Below are 16,061 nucleotides of genomic sequence, written 5' to 3'. Positions count from 1 at the left end.
TCTTATCATTGTTGGGTAACGTTTCTTCTCTAAGTTTAAGTTATTAACTTTAAGTATGGCAGCGATAGCGTACGAGCAAGCAGGATGTAACCAGTGTCATAGCAACTGCGTAAAGAGGATGCTGCCTTTTAAGTACCCGTTAAGAGTCAACCACCGCTTTCTGAACCAGCCCTCTAAGTTCCTCAGTTACAGCCTCTGGAGGAATATTGCCGTTAATGGACAGAAACTTATCTTGACTCTGATAAAAGTCAATCAACGGAGCAGTCTGGTCGTGATAGACCTGTAAGCGTCGCCGAATAACCTCTTCAGTGTCATCTTGTCGTCCACGCCCAAGCAATCGCTGCACAAGAACATCGTCTGGGACATCCAGATTAATTGCGTAGTCGTATGCATGAGAAATATCTACCAGCAATTCATCCAGAAACACAGCCTGAGCAACATTGCGAGGAAAACCGTCTAAAATCCAGCCGCTATGAGCATCTGACTGACTTAATCGATCACGGATTAGATCGATTACAAGCAGATCAGGGACAAGGTTGCCCTGATCCATGTAGGACTGTGCTTTTAAACCTAGTGGAGTCTGTGAAGCAACCGCCGTTCGTAAAATATCCCCAGTAGAAATGTGTGGAATATGACTAAACGCTGCTAAAGCTTTCGCCTGCGTTCCCTTACCTGCCCCTGGAGCACCGAGAAAAATGAGACGAGCCACTATTGCTTCACCATTCCTTCATAGCGCTGGGAAATTACGTAAGTCTGCACTTGCTTCGCCGTATCGATTGCCACGCCTACCAGGATAAGTAGAGAGGTTGCACCAATACCCTGAAACGTTCTCACGTTAGTTGCTCCCTCTACGGCTGTTGGTACGATTGCCACTAAGCCAAGGAAAATAGCACCTAAAAACGTAAGGCGGTTCAAAACACGCTCAATGTAGTCACTAGTTGCTTTGCCCGGGCGAATGCCTGGGATACTAGCCCCCATCTTCTTCAAGTTTTGGGACATATCGACAGGGTTAACGACCAGCGAAGCATAAAAGTAGCTAAAGAAAAGAATCAAAAGCAGATAGAGGGCCGCATGAACCCACGGCATACTTCCATTAGGGCTGAGGTAATTAGCAATTTGGATCGCTATATCGTTCTTTGTAAATTGAGCTAGCGTCACAGGAAGAACCAGCACAGCAGAGGCAAAAATGATGGGCATAACCCCACCTTGATTGAGCCGCAGTGGCAGATAGCTGTTGCGCTCCATGTAGGTTCGCCGCCCAACCTGACGACGTGCTGAGATGATGGGAATACGACGGCTACCTTCTTGAACGAAGACAATACCCACAATCATGACGAGGAAAACGACGAGCAGCATGATAACGCCACCCACCACGTTGCGATCGCCGCTCTGTGCTAGCTCTAATGTTTGACCCACTGAGCGTGGCAAACTGGAAACAATGTTGACAAAGATCAGCAGTGAGGCACCATTACCAATGCCTCGCTCGGTGATTAATTCACCCACCCACATGACAAACATGGAGCCAGCCGTCAGTGCTAAGACTGTCTGCACAACAAAAATTGGTCCCCAGCTATCGGCATAAGGACGAACCCAAACAGCAATACCAGCACTCTGAACAATCGCCCAGCCGAGTGAGACATAGCGTGTAATCTGCGAAATCTTGCGGCGACCTGCTTCACCTTCATTTTTCTGCAAATTTTCGAGCGCTGGCAACGCTGAGGTTAGAAGCTGCAAGATAATAGACGCATTAATGTAAGGCAGAATGCCAAGTGCAAAAATTCCCAAAGCAGCAATGCCGCCACCAGAAAACACGTCCAGGAAGCCAATTAATGGGCTATTTTGAATGCTTTGAGAAAAAGCAGCCCTATCAATTCCCGGTAAAGGTAGAAACATACCTAACCGTATCAGGATGAGCATACCGATGGTAAGGAGTATGCGACCGCGTAGTCCTGCCGCCTGAGCCATCTGGGCAAACGTTTCTTGAGCACTTGGTGTTCTATCTCGACTACTATCCATGAAGCAGTTCCTCTACGTTTATGTCCTTTGGGAAAGGGGTTTCACAGCTGCCTCTCATTCACTTGCTTGAGCTTAGTACCGTTGACCAAAACATCAGCAAGGGGATATAGACACAACGTGACACGACTTAGTCAGCACCAAGCAGTTCCCATGTGCCGCCCGCTGCCTCAATCTTAGCGCGAGCAGAAACACTAAAAGCAGCAGCACGAACTGTCAAGGGTACTGTTACCTCACCATCACCTAGCAGTTTAAGCGGACCATCATCATGAGTGACAATGCCAGCCTCAAGCAGCGATGTGAGAGTGACATCTGTATTAGCAGGCAGTGTAGACAAAGCACCAATATTAATAATGGTGTAGTCTGTACGATTTATGATTGGAAAGCGCTTTAACTTCGGCAAACGACGATAAAGAGGGATTTGTCCACCTTCAAAGCCAGGACGGGTCGGACGACCTGAGCGTGATTTTTGCCCCCGCATTCCGAAACCGCAGCTCGCCCCCTGACCAGCCGCAATACCGCGACCCACTCGCCGAGAGCGCTTTTTAGAGCCATCTTGTGGCGTAACGTCATCAAGTCTCATAGTTTTTCCTGGTTGATTGTTGTTAGTCGCCAGTGGTTAGTGATTAGTTTTAGCCTTGACCACTAAAAGCCAACAACTAAAAACGAATCGCTGCTCAAGCGTAGAGATTTTCGATTGGAATACCACGCTCTTCAGCAACGTCAGCAAACGTACGTAACGTTTCGAGCGCATTTACTGTTGCTCTAGCATTGTTCAACGGGTTACCAGAACCAAGCTGTTTCGCCAGTACGTTACGGACACCTGCAAGCTCTAGCACAGTACGAACAGCGCCCCCAGCGATAACACCAGTCCCTGGTGCTGCTGGACGCATCATAATTTTGGCACCTCCACCAGTACCGTTGGCAGGGTGGGGAATCGAGTTGGACTTGGTAAGCGGCACATCAACTAAATGCTTCTTACCATCGGCAACGCCTTTTTTGACAGCCCCAATAACATCACTTGCTTTGCCAACGCCAACACCAACCTGACCTTTCTCGTTACCAATGACAACGATCGCTCGAAAGCTGAGCTTTTTACCGCCCTTCACAACTTTAGTGACTCGGCGGATTTGCACTACCCGCTCTTGCCAATCTGTCTCTTTTTCCTTACTTTTAGGACTTTTACGACCCTTTGCCATATCTGCTCCAAGTTGTTAGTTGCTAGTTGTTAGTTGCTAGTGTTTGTTCATTTGCGCTGACAGCTAGTCGCTAGCAGCTAACAGCCATTAGAAAACGAGTCCAGCTTCACGAGCGGCATCTGCCAATGCTTTCACGCGACCGTGATAAAGGCTACCACCGCGATCAAAGACAACCTGTTTAATACCCTTTGCCAGTAAGCGCTCTGCTACTAGCCGACCAACTTCGATCGACGCATCACAATTTGATCCCGAACTTAAAGAAACTTTCAAATCAGGGTCAAGTGTGGAGGCAGCTACTAAAGTATGCTGCGCGACGTCATCAATCACCTGAGCGTAGATATGCTGATTTGAGCGAAACACAGCTAAACGAGGACGTTCTGAGGTCCCGGTGATGCGACGACGCACCCGGCTATGACGACGACGTGTTGATTCTTTACGAGTTAATTTCATGCTTACTTCTTCCCTGCCTTACCAACTTTGCGTCTGACCGCTTCACCGGCATAGCGAATCCCTTTACCCTTGTAAGGTTCTGGCGGACGAACAGCACGAATGCGAGCAGCTGTGTTGCCGACAATTTCTTTGTCGATACCACTAACTACGACATTCGTGTTGTTTTCGACAGCAACCTGAATCCCCTCTGGAGGCTCTAGCTCAACTGGCTTGCTGTAACCCACGTTAAGTATCAGATTTCGACCCTGGATTTGAGCACGGTAGCCCACACCTTGGATTTCTAACCGACGCTGGAATCCTTGCGAAACCCCTTCAACCATGTTTGCAACCAAAGTGCGACAAAGCCCGTGGCGTTGTCGTGCAGCACGAGACTCATCCTGACGAGTGACCAGCAAGGTTTCTCCATCTTGAGCAACGGCAACTTCTCCAGGCAAGACTCTAGATAACTCACCCTTTGGACCTTTAACCGTAACAAATTGCCCGTCAATCGTTATGGTCACCTTGCCAGGAATATCAATAGGGCGTTTACCAATGCGAGACATAACTGACTACTCCTACATAAATAGTTATTAGTTATTAGTTGCTGGTTACTTAGCGATCGTAAACAAGTGATCTAAAAACTAATTGCCAAAAACTAAGAACTGGCTTACCAGATGTAGCACAGCACTTCTCCACCCAACCCAGTGCGCCGTGCCTCACGATCAGTCATAATTCCACTAGAAGTGGAAATAATGGCAACGCCAATGCCACCTAAGACACGAGGAAGCTCTCGCCGATTTGAGTAGACGCGGTAACCGGGCTTGCTAACGCGCCGCAGCGTTGTAATAATGGGTCGCTTCGTTTTGCCCTTATATTTCAGCGCAATGACCAAATTCCGCTTAATACCCTCACCAGCTTCTGCAAAGTCGGCAATGAAGCCTTCTTCTTTCAGAACCTTAGCGATACTACGGGTCATCTTTGTGGATGGAACTTCGGTTGTTTGGTGACGCGCCAAGTTGGCATTCCGAATGCGCGTCAGCATATCTGAAATAGTGTCGTGTGCCGCCATAGTTTTCCCTTGATAAAGCTGCCTTAGTTATCCCGGAAGGGCATGCCCAGTTCTTTCAGCAAGGCGCGACCCTCCTCATCGGTGTGTGCCGTAGTAATGATCGAGATGTCCATACCACGTACTTGGTCAACGCTGTCATATTCCACTTCAGGGAAGATCAGCTGTTCGCGCAAGCCCAATGTATAGTTTCCTCGCCCATCAAAGCTCTTGGGGCTGATCCCACGAAAATCTCGGATGCGTGGAAGCGTAAGATTAACGAGGCGATCAAGAAACGCATACATACGCCCAGATCGCAGAGTCACCATAATACCTACAGGCATTCCTTGACGAATCTTGAAGCCCGCGATCGCCTTCTTAGCGCGCGTCACAACTGGCTTTTGTCCGGTAATAAGACTAATCTCAGCCAGAGAAGCCTCCAATGCCTTTGCGTTTTGAGCGGCTTCACCCATCCCTCGGTTCACTGTTACCTTAATGACTTTCGGCACCTGATGGATATTGGTGTAGCTAAATTGCTCCATAAGTTTAGGAACAATTTTTTCTTGATAGTAAGTCTTGAGTCGTTCTGCCATTGTCTTCGTTCCTTAATCACCCCTGGGCTTGGTCAGGGAAGTAGTTGTTAACTAACTGCCTTGGCTATGCATGAAAGTTTCTATAGAAATCGCTAGTCTGAGAGGCTGTGTTATTCCCCCTACACTGACTTAACGAAAAGTTCTAAGAACTTTGTGCTAATCCAGCGTTTCACCTGTCTTTTTAAGCATTCTCACTTTGCGACCTTCTGCATCAAAGGTGTAGCAAACACGACTCGCAACTTTTTGCTTTTCAGAATAAAGCATTACATTAGAGCTATGAATCGGCGCTTCGTTGGTTACGATCTGCCCCGTCTCACCTTCTTGCTGAGGCTTAACGTGCTTGGTGCGGATGTTAACGCCTTTGACAACAACCTTGTTCGTTTTTGGCAGGGTTTGCAGTACTTCACCTACTTTGCCTTTATCACTACCAGCGATAACCTGAACGGTATCCCCTTTTTTGACGTGCAGCTTGTGTCGAACTGGAGCTGGTTTAACCTTTGTCATTACAGAACCTCCGGAGCGAGGGAGACAATTTTAGTAAAGTTTTTGTCACGTAGTTCACGGGCAACCGGACCAAAAACACGGGTACCTCTGGGATTACCGTCATTGTTGATCAGTACAGCCGCATTATCATCAAAACGAATACTCATACCACTGTCGCGACGAAGACTTTTGCGAGTGCGGACGATTACGGCACGCACAACATCAGACTTCTTGACTGCCATATTGGGAATGGCATCTTTAACGACTGCAATAATGATGTCACCCACACCACCGTAGCGGCGGTTGCCGCCACCGATGACACGAATACACATCAGCTTGCGAGCGCCGCTGTTATCTGCAACATTCAGGTAAGACTCTTGTTGGATCATTGGTTCCTCCGACTATGCTTGAGCCGCTGTGGTAAGAATGTCAGTTACGGTCCAGCGCTTTGTAGCACTTAGCGGTCTCGTCTCCTGAATGCGAACGCGATCGCCCACTTTGCATTTGTTTTCTTCGTCATGCGCTTTGTAACGCTTGGTGCGAGCTACGATCTTGCCGTACTTAGGGTGAGCAGAACGGCTTTCTACTGCTACGACGATCGTTTTCTCCATTTTGTCGCTGACAACTAAGCCAACTCTTTCTTTTGCTGCCATGGAAGGTATCCGGGTAAAAGGAAGGATAAAGGATAAAAGGTGGAGGATAAAGACTGAGGGGAGCGAAGCAACAGCGGGTTACTTAACAATCCCTAACTGCTTTTATTCCTTAGCCCTTAGCCCTCGACCTTTGAAGCCAACTGCCGCTCTCGTTCGATCGTTAGCAATTGAGCAAGACGATGACGGGTGTGCTTAAAGCGATGAGATTTATCCAGTTGGCGCGTGCCTTTTTGGAAACGCAATTCAAAGAGCTGTCGTTTTGTTGCAACAATTTGCTCGTCAAGCTCTTGATCACTCAAATCACGGACTTCATCAATTTTAGGAAGAGGCATAGCTTAGGACTCCTCCGCTGCGCGGCTAATAAACTTGGTTTTGATCGGTAGCTTGAACGAGGCAAGGCGCATCGCTTCTCTTGCTATCTCTTCAGTAACGCCAGAGATCTCAAACATAATCCGACCAGGCTTAACAACAGCAACCCAAAACTCAGGGGCACCTTTACCAGAACCCATCCGAGTTTCAGCCGGACGCATTGTTACAGGCTTATCGGGAAAAATCCGAATCCAGATCTTGCCACCCCGACGGATGTAGCGAGTCATCGCACGACGGCTAGCTTCAATTTGTCGAGCCGTAATCCAGGATGGCTCCTGCGCCTGCAAACCAAACTCACCGAAGTCAAGTTCGTTGCCACGAGTTGCCAGACCGCTCATCCGTCCGCGCTGCTGTTTCCGAAATTTTGTTCTTCTTGGACTTAACATGACTCATACCTTGAGAATTCAGGAGCCAGGAGTCAGGAGTCAGGAGCTAGAGAGATTGATTGAATCATCCCTTCACCCTTTATCCCTTACCCTTCATTCGATCGATCTTCAAACTGTTGGCGGCGACGTTGCTGACGACGGCGAGGTTGATTATTAGTTGGAGCAGGTTCCTGCTCTTGCCCTGGGATGATTTCGCCCTTAAAGATCCAGACTTTGATGCCTAATGTGCCAAAGATTGTTTGAGCAGTACAGTAAGCGTAATCAATGTCAGCTCTAAGCGTATGCAAGGGAACTCTACCCTCGCGAGTCCACTCTGGGCGAGCGATTTCTGCCCCATTGAGCCGACCACTAACCTGAACCTTGATACCTTCAATGCCAGCGCGTTGGGCACGCTGAATTGCTTGACGTACGACTCGGCGGAAGGAAACCCGTCGCTCAAGCTGCTGGGCAATATATTCGCCAATCAGCGCAGCATCAGCATCAACTCTTGCTACTTCCACAACGTTGATGCGAATCTGGCGATCACCACCGCCTAACACTGCTTGTAAGCTCACTCGTAAGGACTCAATACCAGTGCCACCACGACCAACTACCACACCCGGTCGCGCAGTGCGAACTTCTAGATCAATCTGATCCGCTTTGCGTTCAATCCGAACCTCTGAAATTCCAGCGCTGCTGAGATTTTTTTCAACGAAGCGCCGGATTTTGTAGTCCTCTTGCAGGAGTTCAGGATACCGCTTATGGTCGCCGAACCAGCGAGAGCGGTGCTCTTGGGTAATGCCGAGGCGGAACCCGGTTGGATGAATTTTCTGTCCCACGAATGCGTCCTCCAGTAAGCAGTTAAATCTCAATGACGGTTGTAACCGCCTATCAAATGTTGAGTAGGAGTTCGTTTATCTACTCGGCTGCGGCACCAGGAGCTACCGCGATCGTGATATGGCAAGTGGGCTTCCGAATTTGGTAAGCTCGCCCTTGCGCTCTAGGCCGGAACCGCTTAAGAGATGGTCCTTGATCAGCAAAGGCTTGGCTGACCAACAACTCAGCCCGGCTTAGGCCCCCATTATGTTCAGCGTTGGCAGCAGCCGAGCGCAGTACTTTTAATACAGGCTCACACGCACGATAGGGCATGAACTCTAGAATAATGAGCGCTTCTCGGTAAGAGCGCCCCCGAATCTGGTCAAGCACTCGCCGAACTTTGTGCGGTGACATTCGAATGTACCGAGCGATCGCTTTAGTTTCAGTGGTGGTATCAATAGCCATACATTTTTCCTTTAGCTGTCAGCGGCATCCGCTCAATTCGTTATCGACGTGCTTTCTTGTCGCCACCAGCGTGACTGCGAAACGTCCGGGTAGGGGCAAATTCCCCCAGTTTGTGCCCAACCATTTGCTCTGTAACATAAACCGGAACGTGTTGCCGCCCGTTATGCACTGCGATCGTATGACCAATCATCTGGGGCAGGATGGTGGACGCACGTGACCAAGTTTTAATTACCTGCTTATCGCCCTTAACGTTCAGCGCTTCAATCTTACTAAGCAGATGATCTGCAACAAACGGACCTTTCTTTAGTGAGCGAGCCATAGTCTATCTCCCCTCCGTCATTTACCCGTCATTTATGAATCCCGACCGCCTCTGCCTCGCTTAGAAGACTTCCGGCGACGACGCACAATTAAGGCGTTGCTGAGTTTCTTCTTCTTGCGAGTTTTGTATCCCAATGTTGGTTTACCCCAAGGTGTGACAGGACCCGAGCGACCGATCGGTGCTCGACCTTCACCACCACCATGGGGGTGATCCACTGGGTTCATGACACTGCCTCGAACTTCTGGGCGACGACCTTTCCAGCGCTTGCGACCAGCCTTGCCGAAGCTGGTGTTGCGGATATCACCATTGCCTACTGAGCCAATCGTTGCGTAACACTCACGACGAATCAAACGTACTTCTCCAGACGGGAGTTTCAGTGTGACGAAGTTTCCTTCTTTCGCTGCGACCTGAGCGCCTGCACCAGCAGCACGTACAATCTGTCCACCTTTTCCAGGTACTAGCTCAACATTATGGACAGTCGTACCAAGCGGAACATTTCCAAGCGGCAACGCATTGCCAATTTCAAACGGAGAATCGGGACCTGAGCGGATAATAGTGCCAACTGCTAGATTAGCTGGATGGATAATATATCGCTTCTCGCCATCCTGGTAGAAGAGCAGTGCAATTCGCGCATTCCGGTTGGGGTCGTACTCGATCGCAACAACCTTGGCAGGAATATTATGCTTGTCGCGCTTGAAATCAATGATGCGATAAAGACGCTTATGTCCACCACCACGATGACGGCACGTAATGACCCCACGATTGTTACGCCCCTTGGGTCGGTGCTTTGAGTGCGTCAGAGACTTCTCTGGCTCGCTCTTTGTTACTTCTGAAAAAGCAGAAACTGAGCGGGTGCGTGTACCAGGAGTAGTCGGTCGATAAAAACGGATGCCCATAACGTTAAGCTCTTGGGGATTTTTGCAATATTGAAGGTTAGACGTTGCCCGCTAGAGACAGAGCCTCTAACCTTTGTGATGGGTCAAACTTCTGGGAAGAGTGTAATAGAGTCTCCAGCCGCCAAAGTGACAACAGCTCGTTTGTACTGTGGTCGATGCCCAGCGAACTTACCGACACGACGTGCTTTACGGGGAGGATTCTGGGTACTGACGTTAACCACCTTGACTTCAAAGAGCGTCTCGATCGCCGCCTTAATTTCTGGCTTCTTCGCTCTCGGATCAACCTCAAACGTGTACTGATTGTTCTCTAGCAAAAGAGTAGCTTTCTCAGTCACGATCGGACGACGTACTAAATCAGCTAGTGCCCCAGCGTTATACTCAGTCACCATAAACCTCCTGAATTTTCGTAAGAGCTGATGCCGTTGCCACAATGCGCTCGGCTGCAAGCAGATCGAACACGTTCAGGTTTCCTGCTGAGATCAGTCGTAGATTGTCAATATTGCGAGCAGATAGATAGACATTTTCATCTCGCTCTCCAACAATCAACAGCACTTTTGATCTAGGCTCAATGCCCCAACCGGCTAAAGCCTTTACCACTTCTTTAGTCTTGGGACGAGTCAACTGGTCAGCAAAATCTTGTACAACTACCAGATCTTCAAGTCGGCTATGAAGCGCGGTGCGAAGCGCTAAACGCCGCTCTTTGCGATTCATCTTAAGAGTGTAGTCTCTTGGCTTTGGACCAAAGATAACGCCACCGCCCCGCCATAACGGTGAACGGTTAGAACCTGCACGAGCACGCCCTGTCCCTTTTTGTCGCCAAGGTTTGCGTCCACCCCCGCGTACTTCAGCACGGGTCTTTGTGGAGGCAGTACCTTGACGTACATTTGCCAACTGTCGGGTCAGAGCACGATGGACAACGTGAGCAGCATTCGCTTCGTCTGCTACCTTCAAGTCCAAAGAAGCAGTACCCGCTTCTTCGCCCTGCCAATTCTTAACGACACAATCAACCATAGTTTTACCCTTGTCTCTCATTCAGCGTAGAGGTGCATTCCAACCGAAACGCTCTACTGTCGACCGACGATCGTCGCTGGGACGATATTAAGCAAGGCACCGGGCTTGCCAGGAAGCGCACCTTTGATCAGCAGGAGATTGCGCTCAATGTCAACCCGCACCACCGTCAACTTGCGAACGGTTACTTGCCCACCGCCCAATCGTCCAGCCATCCGCTTACCGGGGTAGACACGACCAGGTGTTGTACCGGCTCCGGTAGAACCTGGAGCGCGATGGTTCTTAGAACCGTGTGCCATTGGTCCGCGCTTAAAGTTGTGACGCTTCTGATACCCAGCAAACCCACGACCGATGCTGGTGCCAATGACATCAACAACTTGCCCAACCTCAAAGGCATCTGCCTTTAACTGCTGACCCAACTCAAATTCGCCTGCAGTCTTAAGACGATACTCATGAAGGTGTCGTACGGGAGAAGCACCCGATTTTGCAAGATGCCCCAGCTCTGGCTTCGTCAGCGCTTTTTGAGACACGTCACCGTATCCAACCTGAACGGCAAAATAGCCATCTGTTTGGACTGTTTTCACTTGCGTGATAGTGCATGGTCCCGCTTGAATGACCGTCACAGGAATCGCTTTTCCTGCTTCGTCAAACACTTGGGTCATGCCGAGTTTTGTGCCAAGGATACCAACAGACACGGTGACTAGACTCCATTTCTACACGTTAAAACTTAGGCTCTACAGCTCAGAATCTCGAAGCTGCTTTCCTTGTTTGAACTGCTCTTAAAGCTCAGTCACGTCATCAACTATGCAACCCAAAAGTCTGGATAGCACCAGGATGAACAAACCTCACCAATCGCTTCATCAGCCGATAAAGCTGATGACATCTAACAAGCGCTACATTTATTAGCTAGTTCCGCCAGGACTTGCGTAGCAAGCTACTCAGTATCCCTATAAGGCGGAAGTCATTTTCCAGTTAGTGCTAAAGTGCTGCTTATTGCAGTTTCAGACTCTAGCCTGGAATGCTTTTGCATAACTCGGCAGCAGTTATTAACTATAAGGCAATTCTTCCCTGATTGTCTAGTGCTCTTGGAAACTTCTTTGCTGAGGCAGCGATCGCTCTAGCGCGATCAACTGAATCTCTCAGTAACACCCAATAGCCTTACAACTATATAACTGTGCTGCCATTTTTCAACATTCTTACTGGTATGCAGTCGAGAGTGGCATTCAGTTTTATAGTTAAGGCTGTAGATTGTGAGTATCTTGCTTGCTCAAAGTAGTTCCTGTTCCGGTACAGTTCTTGATAGGGACGGTCTTGGGCGATCAAATACCGTTAGGGCAACGTCTCAGCACGTATCAGTTAGGTGGAGTGAAGATCGATGGCGCTACTGACAACTGGCAAGCAGCTTATTCGTGATTTAGAGACAGAGGGCGCTTTAGGTGTGTATGTTCCTTTAGAAGGCGGCTTCGAGGGACGATATCGACGACGTATTCGGGCGACAGGTTATGTGTCGCTTAGCATTACAGCTCGTGGCTTAGGCGATCTGGCTGCTTATCTAACAAGCGTACATGGTGTGCGTCCGCCGCACTTGGGCAAGAAAACTACTAGTACAGGTCCAGCGGTTGGCGAAACGCACTACGTTCCACCGCTCGTCAGTTATCAAATTGAGCAACTGCCAGCAACTGCTAAAGGCTTAGTGCTGTGGATTATTGAGGGTTCTATTTTGACCAACCAAGAGCTGGAATACTTGGTAGCCTTGCCTAAGGTTGAACCGCGTTTGAAAGTGGTAGTAGAACTGGGCGGTGATCGCGCATTCCGTTGGGCACCACTGACAAAGGCGTTACTTTCGGCGTAGAATCACCTCGGTTGATGAAAAGAGTTCTGTAGATACCTCGTATTTTTTAGTACAGGGTACTAGGATGTAGGGGTGACTGATCTGTACTACCCTCTGCAATCTTTAAGAGAAGGGCACTGGTTTAAACTCATTTGCGGAGCCAGTTTTCAACACCTTCCAGCCATCCGAAGCCTGGTACTGGCGTATACGCTAGCCGGAGCGGATTGTATTGATGTCGCCGCTGACCCGGCTGTAATTTTGACTGCAAAGACGGCCTTAAAGCTTGCTGCTGACCTCGCCGCTACTAAGGGTGATGAGCGCTTCCCCATGCGTGGTTTGCCTTGGCTTATGGTGAGCCTGAATGACGGCGAAGATCCTCATTTTCGCAAGGCTGACTTTGATGCTGCTACCTGTCCACCAGACTGCAAACGACCCTGTGAGTCGATCTGCCCAGCGCAAGCAATCGTGTTCCATACTGCACCAACAGGTGCTAGCCCACTAGGCGAAAGTCCTGCACAAGGCAATGCTTTTGAGGGAAGTGTTGCTGTGCTTGAACCGATCGCTGGCGTGGTGAGCGATCGGTGCTATGGGTGTGGGCGCTGTTTGCCAGTTTGCCCCATACAGCATATATCAACGCATTCATATGGCTCTACGCCAGCGGTGATCGTGCCTCTTGTGCTGCAAGCAGGTGTAGATGCGATCGAGATTCATACACAAATCGGACGGCTGGATGCGTTTCGACGGCTGTGGGAGGTGATCGTGCCTTGGGTGGGTGATCTAAAGCTGATTGCCATTAGTTGTCCTGATGGTGACGGTTTAATTGACTATTTACGAGCACTGTACAACTTGATTTCGCCGCTCCCCTGCCCGTTGGTTTGGCAGTTGGATGGTCGTCCTATGAGTGGTGATATTGGTATAGGTACTACTAGGGCAGCAGTCAAGCTGGGTCAAAAAGTTCTGGCGGCTAACTTGCCGGGTTCTATCCAGTTAGCGGGAGGCACTAACCACCATACAGTACCGAAACTTAAAGCGCTGGGATTGCTGCAACCGTCGCCCAGGCTTTCAGCAATAGCAGTAGGTGCTGCTAGGGAGCCGCTAGAGACTCACTCCAGCAAGCAGCGGTCTTCCTATATCTCCGGAGTTGCATATGGTAGCTATGCTCGTACGTTACTCACGCCGATCCTCAATCAGCTTGATGCGATCGGGCTAGAGGCGGATGACTCAGAATGCGCTGCGATGGTTGGCACCCCGTTGTTAGACTCTCCTGAGTCCCGCAACGTTTTGATAAAGCATCAAGGACGAACACTGCCGATGCATTTAGAGGAAGCGCCTGCTTTGCTCTGGCAGGCAGTGACATTGGCACACTCACTTGTCTCTCAACTAAAAACTTTTAACGACAGCCAGCTTATGCGCTTAAACCTTTGACAGCGCGTCTGAGTTAGCCACTATCCACCTCTTCTGTCCGCTGCGCTTGTTCTTTCCCTTTAGTAAGCAAATGGTAAACCCTAACGGCATTCATTCTTCTGACGGGTCTTCTGACGGTTCTGGTAGTAAGCTACAACCGTCGCTACCTTCGTTGGACCAGCACAACGTTGCCGATACATCCGCTTCTGCCGATGCTTCTAACCGTGTTGGTATGCAAATTACAGATGACTTAACGAAGCTGCTAGAAATCTTGCCTGACGCGATTCGCCTTTCCCTGGAGCAGCATCCTCAGAAAGAGACGCTAGTTGAAGTCGTTTTAGATATTGGTCGCCGTCCAGAAGCACGCTTTCCCGGTCTAGCAGAATATTTATCTGAAACGTTGGTTTCGCAGGCAGACCTGAATGAGTGCATTACTAAAGTGGGTGACTTTGGTGGCGATAATCGGGCAGGCATCGAACGAACATTGCATCGCATTAGCGCTATTCGCAACCGTCGAGGTGAAGTCATTGGTTTGACTTGCCGGGTAGGGCGTGCCATCTTTGGCACGATCGGCATGATTCGTGATCTGGTTGAAAGTGGGCGATCGATTCTCATGCTGGGTCGTCCAGGTGTGGGTAAAACTACTGCGCTGAGAGAAATTGCCCGTGTACTGGCAGATGATTTAGAGAAGCGCGTTGTCATTATTGACACCTCAAACGAAATTGCTGGCGATGGTGATGTGCCCCACCCTGCGATCGGTCGAGCGCGTCGGATGCAGGTTGCGCGTCCCGAACTACAACATCAGGTCATGATTGAGGCAGTGGAAAACCATATGCCGGAAGTGATTGTGATTGATGAAATCGGTACTGAGTTGGAAGCACTAGCAGCCCGTACAATTGCCGAACGTGGCGTGCAACTGGTTGGTACTGCCCACGGTAATCGGTTGGAGAACTTGATCAAAAACCCGACGCTTTCAGATCTGGTTGGTGGCATCCAGTCAGTGACGCTAGGTGATGAAGAAGCCCGCCGCCGTGGTAGCCAAAAAAGTGTGTTGGAGCGCAAAGCTCCACCGACCTTTGACATCGCGGTGGAAATGCTGGAGCGGCAGCGCTGGGTTGTGCATGAACAGGTAGCTGAAACTGTGGATAGCCTGCTGCGGGGTCGCCAGCCCAATCCACAGGTGCGTGCACTAAGCGAAACTGGGAAAGTGATTATTACCCATGAGCTGTCGAGTGCAGAGTCAGATGCTCCGGGACGGCGATCAACCCGTAGTGGTCTGACACCCGCTCGCACTACCCTTAATCCACTGGGTAGCCAAAGTGATGTTAGCGATCGCTCTGCTTTCATGAGTAGCTCTGGGCGGCTAGGTGGAGTGCAAAGCCGTGGCTGGCGATCGTCTGGGCAGATGCGCCCGCCGTCTAGGGCACTGTCAGAATTGTCGCCAGATGAGCAGCAATTTGAACAGATGTTGGATGAATCGCTGCAAGATCACTTTGGCAGCAACGCTACCTTTCTGCATGAGGTGCTAGATACCGAAGCTGCTGCAACTTTTGGTGAGACAGGGCTGGGGCAGCGCGTGGGTCCGAATGGTGAGGATATGCTGCATGTATACCCGTACGCAGTCAGTCGCCATCAGCTTGACCAGGTGATTCGTACGCTGAGTCTACCTGTGGTATTGACCAAAGATATTGACCATGCAGATGCTGTTTTAGCCTTACGATCGCATGTCAAAAATCATTCCAAGCTGCGTCATATTGCTAAGGCGCGTCAGGTGCCAATCCACACTATCAAAGCCAGCACCATTCCTCAAATTGCTCACGGTTTGCGACGAATGCTGGATATTGATGACTCTGGTACGCCTGAGATTGCAGACCTTAGTCTATTCTCCAGCAGTGGCAGTGACGACGAAATCGAAGCACTGGAAGAAGCAAGACTCGCTGTTGAACAAATCGTTATTCCTAAAGGGCAGCCTGTGGAGCTTTTACCCCGCTCTGCGATTGTTCGCAAAATGCAGCATGAGTTAGTTGAACACTACCACCTGAAGTCTCGCAGTTTTGGTGATGAACCCAATCGCCGTCTGCGAATTTATCCAGCCTAAGCACGAGCGATCGCTTTACTTGAGACAGAAGGGCAATAAGGGCTAGCTAACTGTAATTGCAAGTTAACTAGCCCG

General features: G+C 49.7%; 23 protein-coding genes. 3 read left to right on the top strand and 20 right to left on the bottom strand.

Annotated elements, in window-relative coordinates; all coding sequences use genetic code 11:
- Positions 1–139 precede the first annotated feature (139 nt).
- The 20 genes from H6F76_RS19240 to rplC form a co-directional block, all read right to left on the bottom strand.
- Complete coding sequence (locus tag H6F76_RS19240) at positions 140–709, bottom strand: adenylate kinase (protein WP_190510701.1); 570 nt, start codon at positions 707–709, stop codon at positions 140–142.
- Complete coding sequence (gene secY / locus H6F76_RS19235) at positions 709–2,016, bottom strand: preprotein translocase subunit SecY (RefSeq protein ID WP_190510699.1); 1,308 nt, start codon at positions 2,014–2,016, stop codon at positions 709–711. Before secY ends, H6F76_RS19240 begins: the two co-directional genes overlap by 1 nt.
- Before the next feature lie 127 nt (positions 2,017–2,143).
- Entirely contained in the window at positions 2,144–2,596 is a 453-nt protein-coding gene (gene rplO / locus H6F76_RS19230) for a 50S ribosomal protein L15 (RefSeq protein WP_190448272.1), read from the bottom strand.
- A 94-nt stretch (positions 2,597–2,690) separates the two neighbouring features.
- Positions 2,691–3,212 carry a 30S ribosomal protein S5 gene (rpsE, locus tag H6F76_RS19225; RefSeq protein ID WP_190448275.1) on the bottom strand — a complete coding sequence of 174 codons (522 nt, stop codon included), beginning with the start codon at positions 3,210–3,212 and terminating at the stop codon, positions 2,691–2,693.
- Between the two features lie 87 nt (positions 3,213–3,299).
- Entirely contained in the window at positions 3,300–3,662 is a 363-nt protein-coding gene (gene rplR / locus H6F76_RS19220) for a 50S ribosomal protein L18 (RefSeq protein ID WP_190448277.1), read from the bottom strand.
- Positions 3,663–3,664: 2 nt separating this feature from the next.
- Positions 3,665–4,204 carry a 50S ribosomal protein L6 gene (rplF, locus tag H6F76_RS19215; protein ID WP_190448278.1) on the bottom strand — a complete coding sequence of 180 codons (540 nt, stop codon included), beginning with the start codon at positions 4,202–4,204 and terminating at the stop codon, positions 3,665–3,667.
- Positions 4,205–4,308: 104 nt separating this feature from the next.
- A complete protein-coding gene (rpsH, locus tag H6F76_RS19210; RefSeq protein ID WP_190448279.1) occupies positions 4,309–4,710 on the bottom strand; it encodes a 30S ribosomal protein S8 in 402 nt (133 codons plus the stop codon).
- A gap of 23 nt (positions 4,711–4,733) precedes the next feature.
- A complete protein-coding gene (gene rplE / locus H6F76_RS19205) occupies positions 4,734–5,279 on the bottom strand; it encodes a 50S ribosomal protein L5 (RefSeq protein ID WP_190448280.1) in 546 nt (181 codons plus the stop codon).
- A gap of 156 nt (positions 5,280–5,435) precedes the next feature.
- Entirely contained in the window at positions 5,436–5,783 is a 348-nt protein-coding gene (gene rplX / locus H6F76_RS19200) for a 50S ribosomal protein L24 (protein ID WP_199322216.1), read from the bottom strand.
- Positions 5,783–6,151, bottom strand: coding sequence for a 50S ribosomal protein L14 (gene rplN / locus H6F76_RS19195; RefSeq protein WP_190448281.1), 369 nt, complete (start codon positions 6,149–6,151; stop codon positions 5,783–5,785). The genes rplX and rplN overlap by 1 nt, the downstream gene beginning before the upstream one ends.
- Before the next feature lie 12 nt (positions 6,152–6,163).
- Positions 6,164–6,415 carry a 30S ribosomal protein S17 gene (gene rpsQ / locus H6F76_RS19190; RefSeq protein ID WP_190448284.1) on the bottom strand — a complete coding sequence of 84 codons (252 nt, stop codon included), beginning with the start codon at positions 6,413–6,415 and terminating at the stop codon, positions 6,164–6,166.
- Positions 6,416–6,531: 116 nt separating this feature from the next.
- Positions 6,532–6,747 (bottom strand): 50S ribosomal protein L29, encoded by a 216-nt coding sequence (gene rpmC, locus H6F76_RS19185; RefSeq protein WP_190510697.1) that lies wholly within the window; start codon positions 6,745–6,747, stop codon positions 6,532–6,534.
- Between the two features lie 3 nt (positions 6,748–6,750).
- Positions 6,751–7,170 (bottom strand): 50S ribosomal protein L16, encoded by a 420-nt coding sequence (gene rplP, locus H6F76_RS19180; protein ID WP_190448288.1) that lies wholly within the window; start codon positions 7,168–7,170, stop codon positions 6,751–6,753.
- Between the two features lie 86 nt (positions 7,171–7,256).
- Positions 7,257–7,988: a 30S ribosomal protein S3 gene (gene rpsC, locus H6F76_RS19175; RefSeq protein WP_190448290.1), complete on the bottom strand. Its 732-nt coding sequence runs from the start codon at positions 7,986–7,988 to the stop codon at positions 7,257–7,259.
- Positions 7,989–8,067: 79 nt separating this feature from the next.
- Positions 8,068–8,430 carry a 50S ribosomal protein L22 gene (gene rplV, locus H6F76_RS19170; RefSeq protein WP_190448293.1) on the bottom strand — a complete coding sequence of 121 codons (363 nt, stop codon included), beginning with the start codon at positions 8,428–8,430 and terminating at the stop codon, positions 8,068–8,070.
- Between the two features lie 40 nt (positions 8,431–8,470).
- Positions 8,471–8,749, bottom strand: coding sequence for a 30S ribosomal protein S19 (rpsS, locus tag H6F76_RS19165; RefSeq protein ID WP_106256534.1), 279 nt, complete (start codon positions 8,747–8,749; stop codon positions 8,471–8,473).
- Between the two features lie 32 nt (positions 8,750–8,781).
- Positions 8,782–9,645, bottom strand: coding sequence for a 50S ribosomal protein L2 (gene rplB / locus H6F76_RS19160; protein ID WP_190448295.1), 864 nt, complete (start codon positions 9,643–9,645; stop codon positions 8,782–8,784).
- Positions 9,646–9,728: 83 nt separating this feature from the next.
- On the bottom strand, positions 9,729–10,034 hold the full coding sequence (locus tag H6F76_RS19155) for a 50S ribosomal protein L23 (RefSeq protein WP_190448297.1): 306 nt from the start codon (positions 10,032–10,034) through the stop codon (positions 9,729–9,731).
- Positions 10,024–10,656, bottom strand: coding sequence for a 50S ribosomal protein L4 (gene rplD / locus H6F76_RS19150; protein ID WP_190510695.1), 633 nt, complete (start codon positions 10,654–10,656; stop codon positions 10,024–10,026). The genes H6F76_RS19155 and rplD overlap by 11 nt, the downstream gene beginning before the upstream one ends.
- 53 nt (positions 10,657–10,709) lie before the next feature.
- Positions 10,710–11,348 (bottom strand): 50S ribosomal protein L3, encoded by a 639-nt coding sequence (gene rplC / locus H6F76_RS19145; RefSeq protein WP_190510693.1) that lies wholly within the window; start codon positions 11,346–11,348, stop codon positions 10,710–10,712.
- 680 nt (positions 11,349–12,028) lie between these two features.
- On the opposite strand from rplC, the gene H6F76_RS19140 reads away from it, so the two are divergent.
- The 3 genes from H6F76_RS19140 (at position 12,029) to H6F76_RS19130 (ending at position 15,986) form a co-directional block, all read left to right on the top strand.
- A complete protein-coding gene (locus tag H6F76_RS19140; RefSeq protein WP_190448301.1) occupies positions 12,029–12,505 on the top strand; it encodes an NAD(P)H-quinone oxidoreductase subunit N in 477 nt (158 codons plus the stop codon).
- Between the two features lie 72 nt (positions 12,506–12,577).
- Positions 12,578–13,909, top strand: coding sequence for an LdpA C-terminal domain-containing domain (locus H6F76_RS19135; protein WP_190510691.1), 1,332 nt, complete (start codon positions 12,578–12,580; stop codon positions 13,907–13,909).
- 211 nt (positions 13,910–14,120) lie between these two features.
- Positions 14,121–15,986, top strand: coding sequence for a R3H domain-containing nucleic acid-binding protein (locus H6F76_RS19130; RefSeq protein ID WP_190448374.1), 1,866 nt, complete (start codon positions 14,121–14,123; stop codon positions 15,984–15,986).
- Positions 15,987–16,061: the final 75 nt, after the last annotated feature.

This window comes from Leptolyngbya sp. FACHB-321, assembly GCF_014695975.1.
GTDB lineage: Bacteria > Cyanobacteriota > Cyanobacteriia > Leptolyngbyales > Leptolyngbyaceae > Stenomitos.
The sequence above is the reverse complement of the archived record's forward strand: the minus strand, read 5'-3'. Positions and strand labels throughout refer to the sequence as shown.

Bases quoted from the DNA above. Each gene is read 5' to 3' on its own strand.
- secY (WP_190510699.1), bottom strand. From the start codon at position 2,016: ATGGATAGTAGTCGAGATAGAACACCAAGTGCTCAAGAAACGTTTGCC.
- rplO (WP_190448272.1), bottom strand. From the start codon at position 2,596: ATGAGACTTGATGACGTTACGCCACAAGATGGCTCTAAAAAGCGCTCT.
- rpsE (WP_190448275.1), bottom strand. From the start codon at position 3,212: ATGGCAAAGGGTCGTAAAAGTCCTAAAAGTAAGGAAAAAGAGACAGAT.
- rplR (WP_190448277.1), bottom strand. From the start codon at position 3,662: ATGAAATTAACTCGTAAAGAATCAACACGTCGTCGTCATAGCCGGGTG.
- rplF (WP_190448278.1), bottom strand. From the start codon at position 4,204: ATGTCTCGCATTGGTAAACGCCCTATTGATATTCCTGGCAAGGTGACC.
- rpsH (WP_190448279.1), bottom strand. From the start codon at position 4,710: ATGGCGGCACACGACACTATTTCAGATATGCTGACGCGCATTCGGAAT.
- rplE (WP_190448280.1), bottom strand. From the start codon at position 5,279: ATGGCAGAACGACTCAAGACTTACTATCAAGAAAAAATTGTTCCTAAA.
- rplX (WP_199322216.1), bottom strand. From the start codon at position 5,783: ATGACAAAGGTTAAACCAGCTCCAGTTCGACACAAGCTGCACGTCAAA.
- rplN (WP_190448281.1), bottom strand. From the start codon at position 6,151: ATGATCCAACAAGAGTCTTACCTGAATGTTGCAGATAACAGCGGCGCT.
- rpsQ (WP_190448284.1), bottom strand. From the start codon at position 6,415: ATGGCAGCAAAAGAAAGAGTTGGCTTAGTTGTCAGCGACAAAATGGAG.
- rpmC (WP_190510697.1), bottom strand. From the start codon at position 6,747: ATGCCTCTTCCTAAAATTGATGAAGTCCGTGATTTGAGTGATCAAGAG.
- rplP (WP_190448288.1), bottom strand. From the start codon at position 7,170: ATGTTAAGTCCAAGAAGAACAAAATTTCGGAAACAGCAGCGCGGACGG.
- rplV (WP_190448293.1), bottom strand. From the start codon at position 8,430: ATGGCTATTGATACCACCACTGAAACTAAAGCGATCGCTCGGTACATT.
- rpsS (WP_106256534.1), bottom strand. From the start codon at position 8,749: ATGGCTCGCTCACTAAAGAAAGGTCCGTTTGTTGCAGATCATCTGCTT.
- rplB (WP_190448295.1), bottom strand. From the start codon at position 9,645: ATGGGCATCCGTTTTTATCGACCGACTACTCCTGGTACACGCACCCGC.
- H6F76_RS19155 (WP_190448297.1), bottom strand. From the start codon at position 10,034: ATGGTGACTGAGTATAACGCTGGGGCACTAGCTGATTTAGTACGTCGT.
- rplD (WP_190510695.1), bottom strand. From the start codon at position 10,656: ATGGTTGATTGTGTCGTTAAGAATTGGCAGGGCGAAGAAGCGGGTACT.
- H6F76_RS19140 (WP_190448301.1), top strand. From the start codon at position 12,029: ATGGCGCTACTGACAACTGGCAAGCAGCTTATTCGTGATTTAGAGACA.
- H6F76_RS19130 (WP_190448374.1), top strand. From the start codon at position 14,121: ATGCAAATTACAGATGACTTAACGAAGCTGCTAGAAATCTTGCCTGAC.